The sequence below is a fragment of the Koromonas humicola genome (assembly GCF_059726255.1).
The window spans coordinates 2,253,416-2,277,686 of record NZ_AP040873.1; the positions used below are offsets into that span (position 1 = coordinate 2,253,416).

17 protein-coding genes and 1 pseudogene are annotated in these 24,271 nt (G+C 53.9%); 11 read left to right on the forward strand and 7 right to left on the reverse strand.

All coding sequences use genetic code 11. From position 1 onward, the window contains the following. Positions 1–25 precede the first annotated feature (25 nt). Positions 26–2,065, reverse strand: coding sequence for a chemotaxis protein CheA (locus tag AC6IZD_RS09780; RefSeq protein WP_497787507.1), 2,040 nt, complete (start codon positions 2,063–2,065; stop codon positions 26–28). 359 nt (positions 2,066–2,424) lie between these two features. Here AC6IZD_RS09780 and AC6IZD_RS09785 point away from each other — a divergent pair, with 359 nt between their 5' ends. The 3 genes from AC6IZD_RS09785 to glf all read left to right on the forward strand — a co-directional run bounded on the left by AC6IZD_RS09785 (position 2,425) and on the right by glf (position 6,225). After that, entirely contained in the window at positions 2,425–3,351 is a 927-nt protein-coding gene (locus tag AC6IZD_RS09785; protein WP_497787508.1) for a hypothetical protein, read from the forward strand. A gap of 609 nt (positions 3,352–3,960) precedes the next feature. Continuing rightward, positions 3,961–4,965 carry a glycosyltransferase gene (locus AC6IZD_RS09790; protein WP_497787509.1) on the forward strand — a complete coding sequence of 335 codons (1,005 nt, stop codon included), beginning with the start codon at positions 3,961–3,963 and terminating at the stop codon, positions 4,963–4,965. A 36-nt stretch (positions 4,966–5,001) separates the two neighbouring features. Further along, complete coding sequence (gene glf / locus AC6IZD_RS09795) at positions 5,002–6,225, forward strand: UDP-galactopyranose mutase (RefSeq protein ID WP_497787510.1); 1,224 nt, start codon at positions 5,002–5,004, stop codon at positions 6,223–6,225. Between the two features lie 37 nt (positions 6,226–6,262). On the opposite strand, the gene AC6IZD_RS09800 is transcribed toward glf, so the two are convergent. The 4 genes from AC6IZD_RS09800 to AC6IZD_RS09815 all read right to left on the reverse strand — a co-directional run bounded on the left by AC6IZD_RS09800 (position 6,263) and on the right by AC6IZD_RS09815 (position 13,570). Then, positions 6,263–8,476 carry a family 1 glycosylhydrolase gene (locus tag AC6IZD_RS09800; RefSeq protein ID WP_497787511.1) on the reverse strand — a complete coding sequence of 738 codons (2,214 nt, stop codon included), beginning with the start codon at positions 8,474–8,476 and terminating at the stop codon, positions 6,263–6,265. After that, the gene (locus AC6IZD_RS09805) at positions 8,473–9,513 is read right to left on the reverse strand and encodes a UDP-glucose--hexose-1-phosphate uridylyltransferase (protein WP_497787512.1); all 1,041 of its coding nucleotides are present in this window, start codon (positions 9,511–9,513) and stop codon (positions 8,473–8,475) included. Before AC6IZD_RS09805 ends, AC6IZD_RS09800 begins: the two co-directional genes overlap by 4 nt. A 67-nt stretch (positions 9,514–9,580) precedes the next feature. Continuing rightward, positions 9,581–10,747 (reverse strand): galactokinase, encoded by a 1,167-nt coding sequence (locus AC6IZD_RS09810; RefSeq protein WP_497787513.1) that lies wholly within the window; start codon positions 10,745–10,747, stop codon positions 9,581–9,583. 3 nt (positions 10,748–10,750) lie between these two features. Then, positions 10,751–13,570: a glycoside hydrolase family 2 protein gene (locus AC6IZD_RS09815; RefSeq protein WP_497787514.1), complete on the reverse strand. Its 2,820-nt coding sequence runs from the start codon at positions 13,568–13,570 to the stop codon at positions 10,751–10,753. 171 nt (positions 13,571–13,741) lie between these two features. Between AC6IZD_RS09815 and AC6IZD_RS09820 the strand changes: the two genes are divergently transcribed. The 8 genes and pseudogenes from AC6IZD_RS09820 (at position 13,742) to AC6IZD_RS09855 (ending at position 22,658) form a co-directional block, all read left to right on the forward strand. Next, the gene (locus tag AC6IZD_RS09820) at positions 13,742–14,776 is read left to right on the forward strand and encodes an SDR family oxidoreductase (protein WP_497787515.1); all 1,035 of its coding nucleotides are present in this window, start codon (positions 13,742–13,744) and stop codon (positions 14,774–14,776) included. Between the two features lie 268 nt (positions 14,777–15,044). Then, on the forward strand, positions 15,045–17,330 hold the full coding sequence (locus AC6IZD_RS09825; RefSeq protein WP_497787516.1) for a chemotaxis protein CheA: 2,286 nt from the start codon (positions 15,045–15,047) through the stop codon (positions 17,328–17,330). Then, complete coding sequence (locus AC6IZD_RS09830; RefSeq protein WP_497787517.1) at positions 17,327–17,776, forward strand: chemotaxis protein CheW; 450 nt, start codon at positions 17,327–17,329, stop codon at positions 17,774–17,776. The genes AC6IZD_RS09825 and AC6IZD_RS09830 overlap by 4 nt, the downstream gene beginning before the upstream one ends. 18 nt (positions 17,777–17,794) lie before the next feature. Then, positions 17,795–20,314: a methyl-accepting chemotaxis protein gene (locus AC6IZD_RS09835; RefSeq protein WP_497787518.1), complete on the forward strand. Its 2,520-nt coding sequence runs from the start codon at positions 17,795–17,797 to the stop codon at positions 20,312–20,314. Between the two features lie 54 nt (positions 20,315–20,368). Further along, on the forward strand, positions 20,369–20,731 hold the full coding sequence (locus tag AC6IZD_RS09840) for a response regulator (RefSeq protein ID WP_497787519.1): 363 nt from the start codon (positions 20,369–20,371) through the stop codon (positions 20,729–20,731). Continuing rightward, a complete protein-coding gene (locus tag AC6IZD_RS09845; RefSeq protein WP_497787520.1) occupies positions 20,732–21,826 on the forward strand; it encodes a protein-glutamate methylesterase/protein-glutamine glutaminase in 1,095 nt (364 codons plus the stop codon). It abuts the gene before it with no gap. After that, a pseudogene (locus tag AC6IZD_RS09850) lies at positions 21,714–22,037 on the forward strand (hypothetical protein); the annotation flags it as partial. The gene AC6IZD_RS09845 and the pseudogene AC6IZD_RS09850, both read left to right, overlap by 113 nt. 6 nt (positions 22,038–22,043) lie before the next feature. After that, a complete protein-coding gene (locus AC6IZD_RS09855; protein WP_497787571.1) occupies positions 22,044–22,658 on the forward strand; it encodes a CheR family methyltransferase in 615 nt (204 codons plus the stop codon). A gap of 25 nt (positions 22,659–22,683) precedes the next feature. On the opposite strand, the gene AC6IZD_RS09860 is transcribed toward AC6IZD_RS09855, so the two are convergent. Beyond that, positions 22,684–23,418, reverse strand: a complete 735-nt coding sequence (locus AC6IZD_RS09860) for an HAD family hydrolase (protein WP_497787521.1) — start codon at positions 23,416–23,418, stop codon at positions 22,684–22,686. A gap of 64 nt (positions 23,419–23,482) precedes the next feature. Beyond that, the gene (locus tag AC6IZD_RS09865; RefSeq protein WP_497787522.1) at positions 23,483–24,259 is read right to left on the reverse strand and encodes an ABC transporter ATP-binding protein; all 777 of its coding nucleotides are present in this window, start codon (positions 24,257–24,259) and stop codon (positions 23,483–23,485) included. Between the last annotated feature and the right edge of the window lie 12 nt (positions 24,260–24,271).

Here is a 24,271-nt window from a genome sequence, read left to right on the forward strand (position 1 = left end):
GCGGCGCTGAGACCGCTGTTCACACCTAAGACCGATTGGAAGCCGGAGCACAGGTTGGCAATCGTTCAGCCAACTGCACGGCGGCTGGAATATCCAATATGAGAGCTACTCGTCCGTCGCCCATGATCGTTGCGCCGGAGACGACTTGTACGGCTCTGAAGAATTTGCCCAACGACTGCAGGACTGTTTGGTGGCTTCCAATTACGCGATCGACCAGCAAACCTACACGTTCACCTTCATGGCCGACAATCACGACCTTCCCAAGGTCCGGCGGCGTGCCGCCCATTGCGAACATCTCTCGCAAGTCGATATATGGGACGAGATCTCCACGGACCGGAATCGCATTGCGACCGTTGTTGCGATTTCTCTGGCTACGTTCGAGATCGACGTTCTCCATGACGCTTGACATAGGAATAATGAACTGGTCTCCTGCAACCTCGACCAGCAAACCCTCGATGATTGCAAGCGTTAGTGGAAGAGAAACTGAAATGCATGTGCCGCGCCCTTCTTCGCTGGCTATGGAGAGGGTTCCTCTCATAGCTTCGACTTGGCGCTTCACGGCATCCATACCTACGCCGCGACCGGAAACGTTGGTGACTTGTGCAGCTGTGCTGAACCCGGGTAGAAGAATCAGATTTACGATGTCTTTGTCGCTGAGAACGGCGTCGGGCGAAATCAGTTGCTTCTCGATCGCCTTCGTCCTTACCGCTGCACGGTTCACTCCCCGGCCATCGTCCTGAATACTCACTACAACGTTGGACCCGGTGTGCACTGCTGACAGGGTGATCGTGCCTCTCCGCGGCTTCCCTGCAGCAATCCGGTCCTCAGGCTTTTCCATTGCGTGATCAACGCAGTTTCGCAACAGATGGACGAGAGGTTCTCCGAGTTGGTCGAGTATGCTGTTGTCGAGTTCAGTCTCCGCGCCTTGCGTAATGAGATCGACCTCTTTGTGCAGCTCCGAAGACAGATCATGAATCATGCGCCGGAAGCGCCCGAAGATGGTTCCGATCGGCAGCATTCGGATGCCGAGGACGTTGTCGCGCAACTCGCCAATGAGCCGCTCAATTTCCTCAACCGGACTCGCCAACTCCGGTGCGCCAATTTGATTAGCAACTTGCGCCAGTCGTGATTGGTTTATCACCAACTCACCGACAAGATTGACGAGGCGGTCTAAGCGGTCGGAGGGCACACGGATGGAAGAATCTTTTACCGGTGACTTCGCTCCAGTTCGCGCTTGCTTCTTCAGTGAGGAGTTCTCAGGTGCAGAGGCCGATTGCTGATGAGTTGCGCCATCCTGTCCATCGCAGTTGCTTGCAGTCTGCGTGCGTGGCGATGACTGCCCGATTGAGGCTTTCGCATCGGGTTGAATCTGCAGATTCGTTCCGTCATCGACGAACATGAACACGTCACGAATGGCATCCTCGCCAGCTTCGGTCTCAAGGCGAATGGTCCACCAAAGATAGCAACGATCGGAAACCAACTCCGCCAGGAGCGGAACCTGGTCGGTATGCGCAACGATGGTGCACGAGCCCAGAGCCCGAAGTTCGCGAAACAGCAAATCCGGATTGCCGCCGCAGATGAATAGATCGGGCCCAGGTCGGAAGGTGATACTCCAGCAATTTGGATCGCAGCTTCGAGAAGATTGTGCAGGAGCGGCGATATGTGCGTTGCTTGATGCCTCGGGTTGCTGAGCGTTCAGGGCCTGCAGTTTCGCAATCACCTCGTGGGTTCGCTCTGCCGGTACTGGCTCGCCTCCGGTCTGCGCGACGATCAATTCGGCGATGTGATCCTTGGCATTGAGAACGGCGCTTACCAGATTGGAAGAGACTTGGACATTTCCTGCGCGTACAGCATCGAGGAGGGTTTCAACATGATGAGTGAACAAGGAAACTGTCTCGAACCCGCACATTCCACTCGAGCCCTTGATCGTGTGGAAGTCGCGAAACATCCGATGCACGACTTCTTCATCAGGCTCGCCTTCGTCCAATGTCAGCGCTAACTGTTCGACGTCTGCAAGCAGTTCATTACTCTCTTGAACAAAGACTTCAATCCAATTGGGAGACAACTTGCCTTCCTCCCTCTTGAGCAGCATGTTCAACGGATGCTTTCAACAAGATTCCGATGCCTGATTCCGAAACATCTCTATGACAGAGTTGCATGACTGCTTACGGACCTTTCAGCACTAACGACTCGGGTCTATCGGCACGAAAGCGGCGGTTCATCAGAGGAATGTTCGGAGTACATAACGAGCGTAGGCAAAGCGGGGAGTGAATTAGATTTCGATTAAATCTGGTGATGCTATCCCTGAAGCAACAACCCTTGAGAGACGCCCAGCCGGGTAGAGTAAAGTGCTGCCGGAGCAGCAGCGATGAAGGGTGAGACCGGAGTGAGATAGACTGTCGCGGTATTGACCGAGGTCGAAACGTGAAGATCGCAGCGAAGCGAACCAGGTATCACGGCTGGGATAATGTCTGGCACATATCCAACGGCGTGGTCGAACTGCTGGTGACAGCCGACGTGGGGCCGAGAGTCTTGCATTTTGGATTCTGCGGAGACGAGAACGAATTCTACGAAGTGGATTCGCAACTTGGGCAGGTTGGCGGACGTGAATTCCGCATGTATGGTGGACATCGCTTGTGGGTAGCACCCGAAACTTCTCGAACCACCTTCGCTGATAACGTAGCCGTTGAAGTTGCTGAGTGCGGCGGGTCGTACTGCTTCAAAGCACAAGTCGAGAGCACAGGACTGCAAAAGACTCTGGAGATCAGGATGAGTTCGGAAGCCGCAAAGGTCAGCATCGCGCACCGAATCTCAAATGAGAGTGCGGCAGATACTACTCTGGCAACATGGGCGCTGACAGTGCTCCGCCCCGGAGGGCAAGCCATAGTCCCATTACCTGCGCGAGCACCGTGGGGACCGGAGCATCTGCTTCCTACGAGTTCGCTTACCTTGTGGTCCTACACAGATCTTTCGCTATCTTGCTGGCGCCCGGGTCCGGAGTACATTCAGCTAAGGCAGCCACTCGTGGCAGCACAGGGCTTTGGCATGCAAAAGCTCGGATTGAGAAATGCGGCAGGCTGGGGCGCGTATTTCAGAGACGGTCATCTCTTCGTGAAACACAGTCGACCAGAGCAGGGGCAATTCCCTGATCTCGGCGCGAACTTCGAGGTTTTCGCGGAGGAGAAGTTCATTGAGCTTGAGACACTCGGACCGGAGGTCGTTCTACACCCGGGAGAGCAAGTTGAGCATAACGAGCAATGGATGCTGTTTGACAACGTGCCGGCTGGAGACGATGACATGTGGGTACGTGAACATTTAGTTCCGTTGTTCGCTGGAAGCATAGAGCCTTGAACTCGCAATTGCGAGCGAGCGTCTGTTTACGCCGAATTGCTGTTATGGTCTTGAGCTTCCAACGACTAGCGCGCGGCACCTCTTCCACCGCGGAAGAGATCAAGAGCAAGAAGAGTTGGCAAAGATGTCGGTGGTTTCCTGCTTTAATCCGAAATGTGGGTCGCAGTTCGGGGCGGCCGCCCGAGGCAAACTGTACAAGTATGATCTTCCATGTGGCCGCTCCCAAACTGGAGTGCGGCGTGCTGTGTTGTGGCTGTGCGCATCGTGCATGCCAGCACCTCACGGTTGAATGGCACAAAGACAAGCCATTCATCGCTACAGTAAGGCGAACAATGCACATACAGTGACTTGTTCTGAGCTGGACCGGGCGACGTACAATCCTCATCTACGCACGCCAAAATATGCCACAGATGATTGATACCTGAAGCACCCGCTCTCGGGGGTCTTAGTTCGCATCTCACAGAAAAGACTATGGACTTTCTCGTTTTGTCACATTTGAGATGGAACTTTGTGTTTCAGAGACCTCAGCATCTCCTAAGTAGGTGCGCTCGTCACCACCGAGTGTTCTTCTGGGAGGAACCTCTCTATAAAGAGAATGCTGAACCGAGAGTGCACGCCAGCATTAGTCGCGAGGGAGTTTATGTACTCGTGCCGGAGTTGCCGACGCTCCTCGCCACGACGTTGTCTGAGTGGAATGCTCACGACCTCGTGGCGTGGTACTACACTCCAATGGCATGGAACTTCACTCGGAACCTGCGTCCCGCCGCAGTAATTTACGACTGCATGGACGAGCTTTCGGCTTTTCGAGGCGCGCCCCCTGGTTTGCGTCACGCGGAAGCTGAGCTCTTCAAAGCTGCCGACCTTGTCTTTACGGGCGGCGCCACCCTTTACGAATCCAAACGCAACGCCCACGGTTCAGTTCACCTTTTCCCCAGCAGCATAGATCGATCGCACTTCATGCGAGCACGGATACCTGCAAAGCAGCCGCATGTAGACCAATACAGGATTCCCCGTCCTCGGATTGGCTACTGCGGCGTAATTGATGAGCGAATGGATCTCGACCTGATTCGACATGTGGCTCAGGAGCAACCGGAATGGCAGATAGTGCTCATCGGTCCGGTGGTAAAGGTGTCTGCTGACGACCTTCCGCGAGCGAACAACATTCACTACCTCGGTGCAAAGTCTTACGACGAGCTTCCCGGATACATGTCTGGGTGGGATGTTGCGATTCTTCCATTCGCACGGAACGAGTCGACGCGATTCATCAGTCCGACCAAGACGCCGGAGTATCTGGCCGCTGGCTGTCCCGTCGTATCGACACCAATCACCGATGTTGTCCGTCCGTATGGAGACTTGGGATTGGTGTCCATCGCTGAGTCCGGTCCTGAGTTTGTGTCCGCCATTGAGGCGCAGCTTTCCCGACCTTTAGGGGCGCACGAAACGGCTCGACTCAGAGAGGCCGATGCGTTTATTTCTCGCTCGTCATGGGACGATACGTGGGCAGCGATGCATCGGCTCGCATTGCAGGCTGCAGCTAAATCTGTCCCGATGCGTGCGCCGGTTCCTGCTCGCTCTCACCCCACTTCAGCAGAAACAGGCGTAGTAGGCGATTAGCAGCCGTCCGCGCACATTCCACAATTAAGGAGTCCTATGTTCGATTATTTGATCGTCGGCGCTGGTTTTGCAGGCAGCGTTCTTGCCGAGCGTCTGGCAAAGGTAAACAAGCGCGTACTCATCTGCGACCGCCGTAATCACATAGCGGGAAATGCTTTTGATCAATACAACGACGCTGGCATTCTGGTACATAAGTATGGACCGCATATATTTCATACGAATTCGCGCGATGTCTTCGAATACTTGTCGCACTTTACCGAGTGGCGTCAGTACGAACATCACGTTCTGGCCAGCGTCGATGGAATGCTTGTTCCGCTCCCCATCAATTTGGAGACGATCAATCGGTTGTACAACCTGAACCTAAGTTCGACCACAATGCAGGACTTCTTAAATACATTAGCGGAGCCTCGGGAAAAGATCGTGACGTCGGAGGACGTGGTCGTCAGTAAGATCGGCCGGGAACTCTACGAAAAGCTGTTTCGTAATTACACGCGCAAACAATGGAATCTCGATCCATCAGAGCTGGAAGCTTCGGTAATTGCGCGGCTGCCGGTACGGACGAATCGCGACACCCGCTATTTTACGGATTCCTATCAGGCAATGCCGCTACATGGATTCACTCGCATGTTCGAGAACATGCTTGATCATCCCAACATCAGCGTTGTACTTAATACGGACTATCGCGAGATTGCAAGTGAGATTAAGTTTCGCGAAATGATCTACACGGGTCCGATCGACGAGTTCTTCGAATATCGTTATGGAAAGCTTCCGTATCGTTCTTTGAACTTCAAGCACGAAACCCACGATAAAGAATGGTTCCAAACCAACGCTGTGGTCAACTACCCCAACGAGCACCTCTATACCCGCATCACTGAATTCAAATACCTCACGGGTCAGGCGCATGCGAAGACGAGCATCGTGTACGAGTATCCGGTCGCCGAGGGTGACCCATACTACCCCGTTCCGCAGCCTAGGAATCAGGAACTCTATCAACGATACAAGGAGTTAGCTGATCAATCAGTGGGAGTGTATTTCGTAGGACGACTGGCGACCTACAAGTACTACAACATGGATCAGGTGACAGCCCAAGCACTCACTACGTTCAAGAAGATCACACGCGATCAGCCCGTCGCTGTCGTGGGGCGCGGCAAGAGCATTCTTTATCCGAGCAACGCTGCAGTAACCTCAATTGCTCGCGACAAGGCCGCTGGCAAGTGGTTATCCAGTGATGTCGAGTCGTCTCCAGAGAAGGCTGCGTAAAGAAGGATTTCTGATCGACAAAGAGGCCATTCCAGCATCACACAAGGGACTGGCCTTCATTTTGCCACTCCAAGGGCCGGTGCAGCGCGAAGCGGTCGATTGCACTTTCGAGCGATGGCATGATGTTCGCTCGCTCACTCGCCAGTGCAGAATAGCAAGGAAGGTCCGCAACAAGCTGCAGTTCTCTCGAGGCCTTTGAGTTAATCAGACTGCGGCTTAGCCCGAGGCGCTCTGCAACCAACATTGCAAACTCGGCCCAGCTCACTTGTGCTTGATTTGCCACATGCCATACGCCCTTCTCTCCATCAATAAACAGGTCGAGCGTGCAATCCACCAGATCGGGGATGTAGGTGGGCGAAAGCACAAGATCTGAAGCTGCATTAAACGCGATGCCACGAACCATGCTGCTTAAAGCACGTACAAGGAACCCCCTCTCCTGACGCGGGCCGAACAATGCACTCGTACGAATCACCAGCGCATTGGGCAGCTTGTCGAGCACGCTTCGTTCTGCCATAGCTTTTGCACAAGCAAATCGGCTCAATGGTGCAACACCGTCAGACTCAAGATATGGTCGCCCTTTCATTCCATCGAATACAAGGTCCGTCGAAAACGTCAGAAACCGTATTCCCTGCTTCGCACATTGTTCAGCCAGAATCGCGGGACCGTGTGCATTGTCGCGATCAGAGCGATCTCTGTTCGCTTCTGCTGCATTGATTTGTACATAGCCAGCCGCGTTGATGACTGCCCACGGCTGCAACCGTCTGAGGATGTTCTCCACAGAGTCGTGATTAGCGATGTCCATTTCGCTGCGGCTGAGGCTCACGTAAGCGATTCCGCGACTGCGGCACGCGTGGGCCAAGGCTTGACCTAGCTTGCCATTGCCTCCCGCGATCAGTACCGGGGCCACTCCCTCTAACGGAGCAACTCGCGTTGCTTCCACCCGCAGCTCTCGTGAGCCTGAGATACAGTGGCCATACTCAAACCGCTCCGGCCTCTTCCACCATCCTGGAACTTGCAACAAGGGATCAATTGGCTCTTCGCCACGCCCGAGTTTGCTGGCAAGATGCGCGATGGCGGTTGCTCTCGGACGCGGGGCACGAATATCGAACACTCCGGGTTCGTAATGACCTGCATTGCGAGTGACGAGCGAGTCCCAATCGAAAGCGCCTAGTAGGGACCAGAGAGTCAGTGCGACAACATCTACGCCGTTCGCTCGCGCTTCCATGCACCCATTCCAAAGCTCATGCAACCACCGCAACTGCTCTTCGCGCGTACAGCCGTTGTGAACCTCTGTGAGCGCTACCGGAAGGTGATATCGTTCCCAGACTTCCCGAAGTAAAGTGTGGACTTCTGCCGGGCCGTCGACGCGAACGCGGGCTGCCAGGACGTCCACGTAGGTATCGACTCCGTTGCCGCCCTTGGGCTCCAACGGATACCTATCGGTCTGCTCATCGAGAAACCTGTCACTGGACAGGTAGTGGTTGATGCCAATAATGTCAGGTGGACATGGATTCTGCAGAAGCCACTCTAATGTAGCGGGCTCTGCGCCACATTGAATCAAATACGAGTACAGCGCGTGCTCACGATCGACTCTGCCGCACAAGAGGTCATATCCAAGCCAGCGGCGTTCGTTCTCGAAATCAGCCTGGTATTGCAATCGCGGCGTGCTGAAGGTCTGGCATAAATCATCAGTCTGAATGAGCTTTGCTGAGGGATTTATTGCTCGAATCTCCCGCATTGCCAGCGCTGTCGCCCGGCATTCGTTCATCAGAGCAGAAACGAAGGATTGAGCATCTCGCTTGTGTGGATACCAATGTCCGTATAGAGCACTGAACCGCGCAGTCGTAAGAGGCTCGTTGACCGGAGTATAGGCACCCACCCACGGGTAGCGCTCGGCAACTGCACGAGCATAAATTGAAAGCTTCTCGGGGAAGGCGGGGTCCAGCAGATTAGTGGAACGCGGGCCGCTGCCGTGATGAACTAAGCCGACGATCGGAGAAATGTGAAGCTCACGCATGCGGTTGAGCCACTCGTCCGACCATCGCCAATCTGCGGTGTCGAGCCCGTTGGGCGCGACTCGCTCCCACAGCACAGGTTGCCTCAGAGTCGAAATTCCAAGCTCCGCGAACAGGTCGAGGTCGGAGATTCGAGAGCTATGGCCGAGTCTGTCGAGTTGCTCTATGTAACTATCTCCGACGCGGTTAACTGTGCACTCCACACCACCCCACAATTGCAATGCTGACTTTCTCACTTGCTCTTTTCCCCTGAGCCGATCACCTCACGTATGCGTTCGGCAGCTGATTCTGGTGTTATGTCGCGCTGCGGAGTACCAAGCATCTCGTAGCCGACCATGAACTTTCGTATTGTTGCCGATCGTAATAGCGGAGGATAGAAGTGCGCGTGTAAATGCCACTCGGAGTGCGGCTGTCCATCGCTTGGACGCTGATGAAATCCCATGGTGTATGGGAACGGAGCCTCGAACACGCGGTCATATGCAGCGGTAAGACGCCTGAGAACCTCACTGAGCCAATTGCGCTCTGCATCATTTAAGGACGGAAGATCGGGCGCATGACGCTTCCCTACTACTAAGGTTTCAAATGGCCAGACGGCCCAGAACGGCACAACAACTATGAACGATTCGTTTTCAAACACAATGCGTTCTGATAGCTTCTCTTCCATTGCAATGTAGCTACACAACATGCAACCTGCGTGAACTGCGGAGTATTCCCGCTGTCTAGCTTCTTCTCTTGCGACCTCGTTAGGAAGCGAAGCAGTGGCCCACACCTGGCAATGCGGATGAGGATTACTCGCTCCCATCATGGCGCCGCGATTCTCGAATACCTGCACATAGGAAATCGAAGACGTGCCACCCAGATCCAGCGTCTGCTCAGCCCAGAGATCTACTACCTCCCGCGTTTCTTGTTGAGACATTCTTGCCAGAGTCAAATCGTGACGAGGAGAAAAGCAGATGACACGGCAGATCCCCGGCTCGCCTTGCGCGATGATCAATTCGCCGCGCCTGATTTCTTCTGTGCCCGTGTCGGGCAACAAAGCAGCATAGTCGTTGTTGAAGACGAACGTGGATGTGTAGTGTGGGTTCTTTGCGCCGCCTGCCCGTGAATTTCCGGGACATAGATAGCAATTTGGATCGTATGGCGGTTGCACTTCCGGGGCGACCTTCTCAGTTTGACCGAGCCAAGGCCGTTTCGTGCGATGTGGTGATACCAGCACCCATTCCCCGGTCAGCGGATTATAGCGGCGGTGTGGATGCTCCGTCAGACTGAACATTCAGTAAGTTGGATGTGTATTTGTATTCGCGTTCTGCGTCAACATGGCCGAAGGCGTGATATGACGCCTAAGTCGCCTCTGCAGCTCCGTCTTCAGCACTGGACACGTAGATCTCAGGCTGTACTCCTAACTTTTGTTTGTACGCTTCAGAGACTGCGCGCCGAAAACCTTCAACGGACTGATGCTGTACGAGGTTAACCGTGCATCCACCAAATCCCCCGCCAGTCATCCTTGATCCAATCACTCCTGGTTGCAGGGCTGCGAGCTCGACCATTAGATCAAGCTCAGAGCAACTCACCTCATAGTCATCCCGGAGACTGCGATGCGATTCCGCCATCTCACGCCCGACGTCCGGCAAATCGCCTCGACGCAGGGCTTTGGCGGTTGCAAGAACCCGTGCATTCTCCGTAACGACATGCCGACAACGGCGATACAAAACTTCGCCTAGACTCTCGCGCTGCGAGTCTAGTTCGGAAAGAGCTACATCACGTAAAGCCTTCACCTGAGGAAACGCTTTCTGCAGGATACGGGTGCCTTCCTCACATTCTCTTCGTCGCGCATTGTACTCACCTCCCGCAATTGAATGCTTGATCATCGTGTTGCAGATCACGATGGACGCATTCTCCGGGAGAGGAATCGATTCAAACTGAAGCGAACGACAATCAAGGAGTAGGGCGTGACCTGCACGGCCATTCGCAGATACAAATTGGTCCATGATGCCGCAACGAGCTCCGACGAAGTCGTTTTCTGCTCGTTGGCATATGTACGCAAGGTCGGAACGCGAGATCTGCTGAGACGCGGTGGAACTCAACGCCAAGGCAGTAGCGACCTCCACCGATGCTGAAGAACTCAGCCCGGCGCCTATCGGGACCTCGCCTTCAAGCATCAGATTCGCACCCTGAAGGTGATCGCCATGACTGATCAATTGCCGCGCTACTCCAACGACGTAATCGCTCCAGCGCCGAGCAGGTGATGCCGGCAAATGATCAAGATCAAATTCGCCTGTCTCATGGAAATTACGCGAGACGACTTTCAGCTTGCGATCCGTACGAGGACTGACAGCCGCCGTCGTACGGAACCGAATGGCTGCCGGCATGACATAGCCTTCGTTGTAGTCTGTATGCTCGCCGATCAAGTTCACGCGGCCAGGCGCATCAAATATGCGGGGCACGTCTCCAAAGGTCTCGGTGAAACTCTCGGCAAGAGTTAACCGTTTCGAACCGAAATTAGCCATCGCTCAACTCCTCGCGGTTACATCTGACCGGAGAAGAGTTAACGTAGGCCGCCAGTCGTCGCCAGCCGCGTAGCGCACGAGTTCATAAAGTAGAGCGGAAGCATATGCGTCATTTGCATAGTTGTGGAAGCGGAACGTTGTAGCAAGCAGGCGTCCACCATTCAGCGCGCATTGCACGACCAGCCCTGAGTTCTTCTGCAACCAACCAAATGTTGCTCCGCACAAGACATCATCGAATCGCTCCGGAACGATTCCTTCAATGACGAAATCAGGAATCACTTCTGCAGACTCGAAACCGAGGATTCTTCCGAAAGCTATATCGCGAAATGGAGCTGCGTCGGGCCGGATCCAATTGAAGTTCGAGAACCATCTGCCGTCCAATTCGCAACCAGCTCGCACAGACGACTTCAGTCCAGAATCTGGGGGGAACGCGTCTGCTGAATCAATCAGCAGCAAGGCCGTCCCGCCTTGTCCCAAATGGCGCAATAGCACATCGTCCACCTTTGTGGACACGCACAGCGCACGTGGGTCCGACGTTGGGTTCAACACGCCAGATCTCTGCATTTCCGATTGCAAGTCGGAATAAATTCCTTCCGGATCGTGAAGCCACATTTTCGGTAGTTCCGCCAACGATCGTCGTGGGAGAAGAAAGAGCTCGCACGTGTTTTCCGCAACTCGCGATCCGTTCTTCAGGCGAAGCTCCAGATACACACGTTCCACCTGCGCGGAGTTTCCTTTGAAGGGAGTCCAGCGGATTATGTCCAGAGGATGTAGTGTTCCCGAAGCAATGTCAGAGTCGAGAAGAAGCTGCCCCGAGGCGCCCGAGTCTGTTGACCATCGCACGCGGGCTCCGCTCAAATCACGGGTCGAGTAATGGGAGAGGAACAACGGAAGTTCCAGTTCATCGCCGGCGAAAGCAGTCCATCTCTGCGGTCGCGTAAACACAACGTCGGGCTGCTGTAAACGCGCCAAATCGTCGGCAAAGGCTTTGGGGTTTCGCCACATATCGAGGAGGCCGTTGACCTCCCAATGCACATCCGTCATTGCTGTGACGACATACCCTTGGATCGACGGAAAAGAGCGCATCGACTCGATTTCATACTTCAGGGAGATGTATTGATGCCACTGCGACTCCTCAGCAAATCCGTTGTAAGAGCCGAACACCTTGTCTAATCCAAAGGCACGAAAGCGTTCGAAAACACCCGCTGGATTTGTGACTTCTCGCCCGCCGAAGCTGTAGTGGAACCACCATGGGAGATGCTCGTCTGGTGGAAGTTTGGGCAGTCCCCAGTTTCCGAACTCTGACACGACCAAAGGTTCCTTGCCTGTGCGTTGGGCATCTCCATAAGGGCTGAATGTCCATCCCGGACGCGAGGCGAATTCACCCAGCCACTTGTCCCACAGCTTTACTTGATCGGGCATGGAATAGTACTGGTGGAAGTCCTCGATGTCTGTCTTTATGTGGAAGTTCCCTTCACAGGCACTGTTGTCGATGACTAACCGCCCGAGGGGTTCCAGCGTTCGCTTCACACGCTCGTAGATCGCCAGAAGCCATTTCCGCTGGTCTTCTTGCTTCAGATTGATGCCCCAGGACTCGTTCATCACCGTGCGAATCACGATGCTGGGATGGTTCCAGTCACGCACCATGATCTCCGAAAACATTTGCTCGCCGCGAGTCGCTGCCCGCATCGAGAAGTGATCACATGGGAACCAGCAATCGCTCCAAGAAGGCATCTCCGCCCAAACCATCATTCCAATCTCGTCGGCTACATCGAGATACACCGGATGCGCCACCTTGAGATGACAACGAAGCACATTAATGCCGAGCTTCTTTGCCTTCAGCATCATGTCTCGCACGAAGCCTTCTGAGGCCGGGGTGTGAATGGTCTCAGGATAGAAATCCTGATCGAGCGCAGCTAGGAGGTACAACGGTTTATCGTTTAAGAAGAACTTTCCGTCTCGCGCTTGGAAGCTGCGGAAGCCAAATCGCACCCTTCGGCGGTACTCCACTGCCCCGACCAGCATGGCTTCCATCATGTACAACGCAGGATCATCGAGCGACCACTGGCGCGCATTGGGCACGACTCCAGAGAACCTTACTTCGTTTGTTCCTTCAAACGCCGTAGCGGTTTCAAATACGGTGCGACCGCTGCTGTCGAATATGCTGAGGCGCAACTCCGTGTTCGTGGCGTGTGTCTCGTCGCCCAACAACCCCATCCCGGCGAGCCTAACAACAGCTTCGAACTGTCCGTCGGACTTCGGCGTTACGTCGACGCGGTCTACGTATACTCTTGGGCAGAACTCCAGTCGGACGCCTTGCCAAATGCCCGAATTCTGCACATACCAGTTCTGCTTTCCATGAGGGATTTCGTTGTACATCATCTCAGGAAAGAGTTCCCGATTCTCGGCCTCATTCATCGGTGGATCAATAACACGTAACGCCAACTCGTTTCGTCCTGCATGGACCGCACTCGTGATATCGAAGCTGAATGGGGTGTACCCACCCTCGTGAGAGCCAACGAGCTTTCCATTGACATAGGTTTCGCAGAAATAGTCGACGGCACCGAACCGGAGCAGCACATGCCTCGCGTCTGTAAACCGCGGAATGTCGAGCAGGATGCGATACCAGCCCGCCCCCATGTAGTCGCGCAGATCCTCAAACTGGACATTCCAGGAGAGGCCCGCACGCGCATGCCGCCATTCGTTGACTTTTGCTAGATCCTCGTACCTCATTCGACCAGTTCGGTCGGGGTAGAAGTCCCAGCCATGTTCCAGCTCAAAGCGCTGCGCAGTTTCTGATTGGTAAGGGAGGACTGTACTCATTGTGAACAGTAGTTTGATGATGCTTTTGAAGGCCCGAACCTACGTAGCTGAAATATTTGAGATAGCCAGAAATTCTCGACAGTGACAAGCTGAGTGAGCGCGGTCGTATGGCATGCTGCACCGACCAACGTCAGACAGCGTTCAAACATCCATACGGCCGAGGAATTGACAGTGAGCAAAGAAGTAGTGGTAATCACAGGTGCATCGGCGGGAGTGGGCAGGGCAACCGCTCAGGAGTTTGCTCGCCATGGTGCAAGCATTGGTCTACTAGCGCGTGGCAAAGCAGGTCTGGAGGGAGCGCGACGCGATGTTGAACGACTCGGCGGGAAGGCCTTGGTTCTACCTACCGATGTTGCGGACCCTGATCAGGTGCGAAATGCAGCTCTGGCAGTCGAGAAGAAACTCGGTCCCATCGGTATCTGGATCAACACAGCCATGCTTTCCGTGTTCTCACCTGTGAAGCAGATGCAGGCAGACGAGTACAAGCGAGTCACTGAAGTGACCTATCTTGGATACGTGCACGGAACGCTCACTGCACTGAAGAGCATGCTACCGAGAAACAAAGGTTGTATTGTGCAAGTAGGCTCGGCCTTGTCCTACCGCAGCATTCCGCTGCAATCGGCGTACTGTGCAGCCAAGCATGCAATCATCGGATTCACTGACTCGCTACGGTGCGAACTGATTCACGACCAGAGCCGAGTGCACGTTACGGTGGTGCAAATGCCTGCTCTCAATACTCCACAGTTCTCGTGGGTGAAGAGCCGCCTTAAGAACAAGGCGCAGCCCGTGCCTCCGATTTTTGAGCCCGAAGTAGCCGCTCGTGCTATCTACTGGGCAGCCCATCATCGCAGGCGTGAGGTCTGGGTTGGTATGCCTACGGTGAAAGCTATCGCAGCTCAGAAGGTTATTCCCGGGATCCTTGATCGATATCTCGGAAAAACCGGCTATGACTCACAGCAAACGAGTGAGCCCGAGAATCCTAGTCGTCCCGATAACCTTTGGAAGCCGGTGGACCAATTACGTGACTTTGGAGCTCACGGAACGTTCAATCGCCGGTCCAGCAGCTCAAGCGGGGAACTCTGGTTTAGTCTGCATCGGAATGAATTGCTGACTGGAGGTCTAGCGGCTGCCCTTGCCCTGTTCTCTGTTATTCGCATGCGGCAGAAATCAGATGACCGCGATGACGAGCGGAACCTCGCTGCCTAGTTCCATCTGGCCTTGAACATGAACTCGAGTGCGAGTCTTGATGCTTCAAGACTCGCAGCATTATGCAGCAGTGGCACCTTCCTGTTTGCCCTGATCCCGACCGTCCGGTCTAGCTTCACAGGTTCCACAGCTTTCAAATTATGAACTGATGTGCACCAGCCAATGTGCCGATATAGCGCTGCCACCGAGTCGCAGCGTTTACTAACCTAAACATATGCAGCCTTCTCGGTCGCGGTACTAAGTCATATCAGTCCGGTGAGGGTGAAATATGGACGAGATGAAGGAAATCCTTCGGGAGTTCCTTGAAGAGAGTAATGAAGGATTGGACCAGTTGGACCAATCGCTCTTGGACCTTGAGAAAGATCCCGCGTCCGAAGAATTGATCGCGGGAATTTTCCGGATTGTCCACACATTCAAGGGCACAAGTGGACTACTGGGGTTCCCAAAGCTCGAGTCGATCTCTCACATTGGTGAGAACCTCCTTTCCAAAGCTCGTGAGAAAACCATAGTCATCACTCCGGAAGTATCCGCCGCCCTACTCGCAATGGTGGATGCTTTTCGAGAAATTCTGGGCAACATCGGGCAGTCCGGCACCGAAGGCGAGCGAGACTACTCGGACGTAATTGACACCCTTTCAGCGGTACTCCATTCGAATACGCCTAAAGAGCCACCCGCCCCAGAAGTGAGCGCAGAACCGGAAGTTCCGCGTATTGGCGAGGTTCTAATCCAAGAACACTTGGCCACACCTGAAGACGTTAGCAAGGGACTAAAGCAGCAGTTGGAGGGTGACCCCCGCAAACTCGGCGAAGTTCTCGTTGAAAACGGTGTTGTCTCTCAGAGCGAAATAATCGAGGCACTCACAGTTCAATCTGAGAAACGCTCCGCCAAGGTGTCCTCTGGAAACATCCGGGTGGACGTCAGCTTATTGGACAAGTTGATGAATCTGGTCGGCGAGCTTGTCCTGGCGCGGAACCAGATCCTCCAATTCACTGGATCGGTGAACGACTCTGTCTTCCTCGGAACCGCACAACGACTGAACCTTATTACTACCGAACTGCAGGAAGGGGTCATGAAGACCCGCATGCAGCCGATCGGAAACATCTGGAACAAGTTTCCGCGCATGGTTCGTGATTTGGCTGTTGGGTGCGGCAAAAAGGTGGAACTCGAGCTAGAGGGCGCTGACACCGAGTTGGACAAGACTATTCTTGAGGCCATCAAGGATCCACTCGTACACATCATGCGCAACGCAATCGATCACGCGATCGAACCTGCGCAGAAGAGACTCGTGCTGGGCAAGCCGGAGAGTGGACGAATCCATCTTCGGGCGTTCCACGAGGGCGGCCAAGTAAATATCGAAATCTCGGATGACGGCAGCGGCATAGACATAGCCAAGGTAAAGCAGAAGGCAGTTGAGCGCGGAATGATAAGCGCCGATCAAATCGCGAAGATGTCGGAGCGCGAACTGGTCAACCTGATCTTCCTCCCCGGATTCTCGACCGCTAAGGAAGTAACAAATATCTCCGGTCGCGGCGTAGGCATGGATGTCGTGAAAACGAACATCGAGAAAATTGGTGGAACGGTTGACCTTCAAAACAGTCCCGGTCGTGGAGCGACGGTAAAAATCAAAATACCCTTAACGTTGGCAATCATCCCTGCGCTAATCGTCACGACCAAAGGCGAGCACTTCGCAATCCCTCAGGTCAGCCTTGTTGAGCTCGTTCGACTCGAAGGTGATCAGGTAAAGCGCGAGATTGAATTGATCAAAGGAGCCCCTGTCCACCGTCTGCGTGGACGGCTCTTACCGCTGATCTACTTGAACAAAGAGTTGCGGCTCGAGTCCTGCACATCCCTGTTTCCAGATCCTACGAACATTGTTGTCCTGCAGTCAGACGGTCGGCAGTTTGGCCTCGTAGTGGACGACATCAATGACACTGAAGAGATCGTCGTCAAGCCTCTCTCAAAGCAGTTGAAGGGAATCACCGCATTCTCGGGGGCCACCATAATGGGCGACGGCAGCGTGGCGCTCATCCTTGACGTGATCGGGTTGGCTCAGAATGCAAACCTTGTTAGCGACGCCAACAACCATGTCACCGGTTCCATGGGCACAAAGGATGATCCTCAAGCGTGCCTGACGGATACCTGGCTTGTGTTCCGAGCTGGGCACACAGGCCGATACGCAATTCGCCTCTCTCAGGTTTCACGTCTTGAAGAATTCCCGTCATCGCTTATCGAACATTCGGGGGCTGAAGAAGTGGTTCAGTATCGCGGCTGCATCATGCCTCTCGTCCGAGTATCCGATGCGCTTGGTCATGACGCTGCCAGCAGCGATGACTCCGTTCTACAGGTGATTGTTTACACCGCAGAAGACAAGAATGTGGGATTGGTCGTCGACGAAATCCTAGACATCGTCGAGCAACACGTTTCAATCGAGCACGAAGGAGTTCGACCTGAGCTTCTCGGTGCCGCAGTGATACAGCAGAAGGTCACAGACCTGCTGAACGTGCCAGCGATGCTTCAGAAGAAGATTCCCGCTGGCCAGGAGGTACTCGCATGAAGAACGAGCACCAATTCTGCACGTTCTACCTGGATGCTCTCTGCTTCGGCATCGAGGTCGAGCAAGTTCAAGAAGTGATCCGATACCAAGTGATGACGCCTGTACCGCTCGCGCCGACCACAATCGGTGGACTGATCAATCTTCGAGGACAGATCGTAACAGCCATCGATTTGCGCAGGCGCCTTGAGTTGCCCGAGCGAGACAAAGATCAGTTGCCAATGAATGTGGTTGTCAGGGACGGCGATGGAGCTGTCAGTCTGTTAGTGGATGAGATCGGGGATGTAGTTGAAGTTAATGAAGAAGATTTTGAGCATGCGCCAGATACCCTCGACGGTTCAGCTCAAGATCTCATACGCGGCGTTTACAAGATGAAAGATGGCCTGTTGCTTTTGCTTAACACGGAACAGGCAATCAACACGACCGCCCATGCAGTGCTTAATTCGTAGCTTAGGAGCAGGATTGCCATGTCTGATCGTTCGAAGCCAAAAGGAACCCGTGGACGTAGTTCGATGAACAAGGTCAGTGTGAACGCCGCGGGGCGACAGAAGCCCAAACCCGCAACAGTCGCGCAGTACACAGTCACAGGCGAATTGAAGCGCCTGCTGATTGAATACAAGACCGGAAAGTATGACGGTCGTGTTCGCACAGAACTTCTCCCCGCCCGTGATCAGGAACTTGTGGGCGCGATGAACGGAATCATCGAAACGCTTGAGGAGAAACTGAACTGGTTCCAAGCGATTGTGGACGCGGTTCCCTTCCCAGTACATGTCATTGACAAGGATATGCACTGGACGTTCTTGAACAAGGCTTTTGAGAAGTTGATGGTCGAGCAAGGATACGTCAAGGACCGCGATCAGGCAGTCGGAATGCCTTGCTCCACCGCAAACGCGAACATCTGCAACACGACGGAATGCGGTATTCGGAGGTTGCAGCGCGGAATTGGCGACAGCTTCTTCGATTGGTGTGGCATGCACTGTAAGCAGGACACCTCGCATGTCCTGAACGTCAAAGGGGAGCAAGTTGGCTATGTTGAGGTTGTCCAAGACCTCACATCCACTCTGCGCAATAAAGATTACGTCAGCCATGAAGTGGACCGTCTGGCAGATAATCTGACGAAACTAGCGGGCGGCGACCTAAACTTCAATCTCGAAATTGCCAAGTCCGACAAATACACCGTCGATGCTGAGCAACAGTTCTCGAAGATCAATGAGAGCTTGGTTCAGGTCAAGAGTGCGGTCGGGGGCCTGATAGGCGACGCCGAAGAATTGACCCGCGCTGCACAAAGCGGGAAATTCGATGAGCGGGCAGATGCACTTCACCATCATGGTGAGTTCAAGAAGGTAATTGAAGGTGTCAATGCAACGCTTGACGTAGTGGTTGATAGGCTGAACTGGTTCCAGGCTGTTGTGGACGCGGTTCCCTTCCCAGTTCACGTGATCGATAACGACATGCGCTGGACGTTCTTGAACAAAGCTTTTGAGAAATTGATGGTCGAACAAGGATCGATCAAGGGCCGTGAGCAAGCAGTCGGTATGCCGTGCTCCACCGCCAATGCGAACATCTGCAACACCACCGAGTGCGGCATCAGAAGGCTCCAGCGCGGGATCGGCGATTCCTTCTTCGACTTCTGCGGAATGAGCTGTAAGCAGGACACGTCCTTTGTCATGAACGTGAAGGGCGAACAGGTGGGCTTTGTCGAAGTAGTCCAAGATCTTACTTCGACACTGCGAAACAAGGACTACACGAGCAATGAAGTTAATCGCCTGGCAGACAATCTAACCAAACTCGCTGCGGGCAATATGGACTTCAAACTCGAACTAGCGAAGTCGGATAAGTACACGGTCGAAGCCGAAAAGCAGTTTGCCACAATCAACGAGAGCTTGGGTCAGTTAAAGAGCGCTATCGGCGCGATGACTGCCGACGCGAACATGCTTGCGCAGGCAGCAATTGACGGCAAACTCACGACTCGAGCCGACAGCAGCAAACACGGGGGAGAGTTCAGGCGAGTGGTAGAAGGCGTCAATCAGACGCTCGACACGATCATTGGCCCCCTTCAGGATTTCACGGCAGTTCTCGAGAAGCTCGCAACTGGAGACCTAACCGCACAGGTCGCAAAAGAATACAAAGGCGATCTCGACAAAGTGGGTCGAGCCATCAACACGCTTTCACAGCAGGTTCGAAATGCAATCCAGCAGATCGGACGCAACGTTGCCCTGCTTGTGTCATCTGCCGAGGAACTCAACAAGGTTAGCCAGCAGATGAGTGCGAGTGCCGACCAGACATCTGCGCAGGCAAACGTCGTCTCCAGCGTTTCGGAGCAGGTTGCCCAAAGTGTGCAGACGGTAGCAGCAGGTGCTGACGAGATGGGCGCCAGCATTAAGGAAATAGCAAAGAATACATCTGAAGCGACGAAGGTTGCGAATGGAGCGGTTAAATCTGCTGACGCTACGAACCAGACAATCGCGAAATTGGGTCAGAGCAGCGCTGAAATCGGCCAGGTAATCAAGGTCATCACTTCAATCGCCCAGCAGACGAACCTCCTTGCTCTCAACGCCACGATCGAAGCTGCTCGTGCAGGTGAAGCGGGTAAAGGATTCGCGGTTGTAGCCAACGAAGTGAAGGAACTGGCCAAGGAGACTGCAAAAGCTACGGAGGACATCAGTCGAAAGATTGAAGCCATCCAGGCAGATACGAAAGGCGCAGTTTCGGCAATCGGGCAGATCGGGACGGTCATCGGTCAAATTAGCGATATTCAAACGACCATCGCTAGCGCGATCGAGGAGCAGAGCGCGACTACCAATGAAATTAGTCGCAACCTCTCGGAGGCCGCACGCGGAAGCACAGACATCACGAAGAACATCGCGGGTGTGGCGGAAGCTGCAAAGAGCACAACTTCCGGAGCCTCTGACACGCAAAGGTCAGCACAAGCTCTGGAGCGAATGGCCGCAGATCTCCACGGCTTGGTTTCGCAATTCAAATATTAGATCGTCAACGCTGGGGGCTCAGGCCCCCAGCAGCTATACCTCAGGAGGTAATACATGCGGGCGCTCATAGTTGACGATTCATCAACAATGAGATCGATCCTAAAGATGTACGTCAAAGGGTTGGGATTTGAGACCAGCGAAGCGAAGAACGGCGTTCACGCACTCTCGGTTCTTGCCGAATCATCTCCGTTTGACTTAGCGATGCTCGATTGGAACATGCCAGAGATGGACGGGATGGAGCTACTAACGAAGATTCGTTCCGATGCAAAATATAACTCGATGCAAGTTGTGATGGTAACAACTGAAATCGGTCTCACGTCCATGACACAGGCGCTTGAATCTGGAGCGGCCGAGTACATCATGAAGCCGTTTACCAAAGAAGTGGTCGTAGAAAAACTTCAAATGATGGGTTTCTAAGTGGCTAATCGAATCAAAGCGCTCGTGGTTGATGACTCCGTGGTGGTTCGCCGCATTCTGGTGGACGTTCTGTCCAGTGATGCCGACATCGTTGTCTGCGGGTACGCAAGCAACGGCCGACTCGCACTGTCGCAGATCGAGCGCCTATCGCCGGACGTTGTAACTCTGGATGTCGAGATGCCAGAGATGGACGGGTTGCAGGCGCTAAAGGTGATCCGAGACAAGTATCCGCGGATGCCTGTGATCATGTTCAGCACGACGACGGAACGCGGAGCAGTCAACACGATTGAAGCGCTGTCGCTCGGAGCAAGCGATTACGTTACCAAGCCCGCAAACGTAGGTAGCGTAGTAGAGGCCAAAGCACGTATCTCGGAACAACTGATTCCGAAGATAAAGGCCCTTTGCTCCAAGCAAATCACTACCGTAGTGTTGCCCGCACCTGCACCTGTGCTCAACCCTAATCGACGGGTGCGTACATCCCAAATCGATGCGGTTGTGATCGGAAGTTCCACCGGCGGTCCGAACGCACTTGCGGAGGTTCTTCCTAATTTTCCGCAGGACTTTCCTGTACCAGTGTTTATCGTCCAGCACATGCCCCCAACGTTTACTCAGTTCCTTGCCAAGCGTCTGGATGCGGGCTCGCCTTTGGATATTCGTGAGGCTGTCGAGGGCGAACGTATTTCTGCCGGTCAGGTCCGGATCGCTCCCGGAGATTATCACATGAAGGTCTACAAATCATTTCAAGGATCGATTCTACGAATGGATCAGGGCCCACATGAAAACTCGTGCCGACCTTCTGTGGATGTACTGTTTCGTTCCGCAGTCGAGACCTACGGCGGGAACCTACTGGGCGTGATCCTCACAGGCATGGGACAGGACGGATATAAGGGATGCCAGGAACTCTACGCCGCGGGAGCGCAGATATTGGCACAGGACGAAGCAACGTCGGTCGTCTGGGGTATGCCATCCTTTGTCGCAAAAGATGGACTCGCCGAGCAAGTGCTGCCAATCGGCGAAATTGGTCCGGCCATTGTGGACCGCGTTTTTAAAGCATCGAGAAGCTCGTCTTCGTTCGGAGCGATCTCAGCATACTAGGACAATCGACGTGAGCATAGCGCCTCAAGAGTTTGACTACCTCCGAAGATTCATTCGCGATTACTCCGCGATCGTAATCGATGCAGACAAAGATTACCTCGCTGAGACGCGACTCTCTCGACTGCTGGACAAAGAACAATGTGGAAGCATCGGAGACTTGGTTCGTCGACTCAGGACTGAGTCACATAACCAACTTCACAAGCGGGTTCTCGATGCGATGACCAACAACGAGACCTGGTTCTTCCGCGATCATGTTCCCTTTGAGATACTGCGGACCAACGTTATACCAGACATGCTGCAGAAGCGTGCGGCAACCAAGGCCTTGACCATCTGGAGTGCTGCGTGCTCCTCAGGGCAAGAGCCATACAGCATAGCAATGCTCGTGCGGGAACACTTCAATCTACCCGGGTGGCAATTCAGAATTAGAGCTACCGACTTCTCTAACGACATTCTGGAGAGAGCGCAACAAGGCAGGTACTCTCAGATGGAAGTGAACAGAGGAGTTCCTGCTCGACTGCTGACCAAATACTTCGAATCCGAAGGTAGAGAGTGGAGACTGAAATCCGAGATCAGGAACATGGTCGATTTCAGTTCAATCAATTTGGCGCAACCTTGGCCAAGTGCTGAACGTGTCGATATTCTCTTCTTGAGAAATGTACTGATCTACTTCGATGTCGATACCAGGAAGGATATCTTCGGGAGAGTTAAAAGAGTCCTTCACAATGACGGGTACATGTTCTTGGGGTCGGCAGAGACTACTCTAAACCTCGATGCAGGGTTCGAACGCCTACCTTTTGAAAAGACCTCCTGTTACCGCATCAGACCGAACTAACTCGCTTGCATCGGGACACGCACGCCTATTCGCGGGACATTGTGCGTGTCCGAACACCCAACTCATCAAGATGGTGCATAAGGTCAAGTGGATCGTCATAGGTCCTGTAAGCGCCTGCTCGCTCAAGTTCATCCTGTCCATAACCACCGGATGCAAGGCCAACACCTAGAGCTCGGGCACGACGGGCCGCAAGCAAGTCCCAGACGCTATCCCCAACCACTACAGAATCGTGAATTGATACGCCTAGTCGCTCCGCAGCAGCAAGAAACAGATCAGGATCAGGCTTTGCATGTCGTACCTGATCACGAGTAATGATTGGCGTCTCCGGTCGAAGGGAAAGCAGATCCAACACAGGACGGGCACTTGCGATCAATCCGCTCGTTGCAATGGCAAATGGAACATTCTGCTCTGAAAGGCAAGCCAAAAGCTCGACCGCACCGGGCAACGGTCGAATCTGCGAAACAAAATTCGCGTATGCTTCGGCGTGCCACTGTTGCAGGTTTCGCTCGTCCTCTGGAGTAATAGAGCGGCCGGTCTCACGCAATAATGCATTCACTAGAAGTCCGCCGCTCATCCCAATGCGACGATGGATTCGCCAGACAGAAAGTTCTGTTCCCATTCGCTCGAGTGCTTCGCGCCAAGCAAGCACATGCTGGTAAACGCTGTCGACTAGAGTACCGTCAAGGTCAAATAAAAACGCGGGTACCCGTTCCTGTCTTGGTGATTCACTCATCTTGCGAGCCTTTCCGTAACTGTCCATTACGATGCTCTGCGTGACGTTCGAGAATCCAGTGACTTGCGCCCACACTTTGAGCGCGGAGAACTCACCTGCCAACCAGTTGAGATGGCATCTTCGGGAGAGCTGACACGAGTTGCTGTGTATAGGGGTGCTGGGGTCGCGAGAAAATCGACTCAGTGCTGCCGCATTCAACTATGACTCCGTCGTGCAGCAGTGCTATCCGGTCGCAGAGATTTGCGACTGAGACAAGGTCATGAGAAATGTACAGAATTGCCATTTCCTGCCGAACATTCAGATCCTTGAAGTTCTGCAAGACCTCAGACTGCGTGATGATATCCAGAGCACTCGTGGGTTCATCTGCAATAAGCAATGACGGACGATGAAGGACAGACATGGCAATCAGCACTCGTTGTGCCTGGCCAACGCTCAACTGCCGAGGATAGCGACTCAGAAATAGCTTGTCTGCCGGAAGCTTTACGCATGCCAGAGCCTCTGCGATTGCTTGTGAGCAGTGATCCCCATCGGCATCAGAATGCGCAAGCCAAGCTTCTTTGAGTTGAGCGCCGATTCTCATTGCGGGGTTCAGCGCCGCAATAGGGCTTTGTTGGACTAGCGCGATTTGACTTCCGCGCAGGCGCCTCATCTCCGATTCCTTCATGTGCAGCAGGTCCAAGCCCCTGAACCGGATTTCCCCAGCTGCGATCCCACCCTTATGACTCAGCAGACGCATAATGCTGAGCGCCACAGTACTCTTGCCCGATCCGCTCTCGCCAACCAAGCCCAAAACTTCTCGCTCCCGGATCTCGAGGTCGAGTTGGCGCAGTGTACCGGGCTTCCCTGGATAGTCAACGGACAATCTCATGGACAGCAATGG

Excerpts from the sequence above, each read along its gene's own strand:
- glf (WP_497787510.1), top strand. The coding sequence starts at position 5,002 with ATGTTCGATTATTTGATCGTCGGCGCTGGTTTTGCAGGCAGCGTTCTT.
- AC6IZD_RS09805 (WP_497787512.1), bottom strand. The coding sequence starts at position 9,513 with ATGTTCAGTCTGACGGAGCATCCACACCGCCGCTATAATCCGCTGACC.
- AC6IZD_RS09810 (WP_497787513.1), bottom strand. The coding sequence starts at position 10,747 with ATGGCTAATTTCGGTTCGAAACGGTTAACTCTTGCCGAGAGTTTCACC.
- AC6IZD_RS09815 (WP_497787514.1), bottom strand. The coding sequence starts at position 13,570 with ATGAGTACAGTCCTCCCTTACCAATCAGAAACTGCGCAGCGCTTTGAG.
- AC6IZD_RS09825 (WP_497787516.1), top strand. The coding sequence starts at position 15,045 with ATGGACGAGATGAAGGAAATCCTTCGGGAGTTCCTTGAAGAGAGTAAT.
- AC6IZD_RS09830 (WP_497787517.1), top strand. The coding sequence starts at position 17,327 with ATGAAGAACGAGCACCAATTCTGCACGTTCTACCTGGATGCTCTCTGC.
- AC6IZD_RS09835 (WP_497787518.1), top strand. The coding sequence starts at position 17,795 with ATGTCTGATCGTTCGAAGCCAAAAGGAACCCGTGGACGTAGTTCGATG.
- AC6IZD_RS09840 (WP_497787519.1), top strand. The coding sequence starts at position 20,369 with ATGCGGGCGCTCATAGTTGACGATTCATCAACAATGAGATCGATCCTA.
- AC6IZD_RS09855 (WP_497787571.1), top strand. The coding sequence starts at position 22,044 with ATGACCAACAACGAGACCTGGTTCTTCCGCGATCATGTTCCCTTTGAG.
- AC6IZD_RS09860 (WP_497787521.1), bottom strand. The coding sequence starts at position 23,418 with ATGGACAGTTACGGAAAGGCTCGCAAGATGAGTGAATCACCAAGACAG.
- AC6IZD_RS09865 (WP_497787522.1), bottom strand. The coding sequence starts at position 24,259 with ATGAGATTGTCCGTTGACTATCCAGGGAAGCCCGGTACACTGCGCCAA.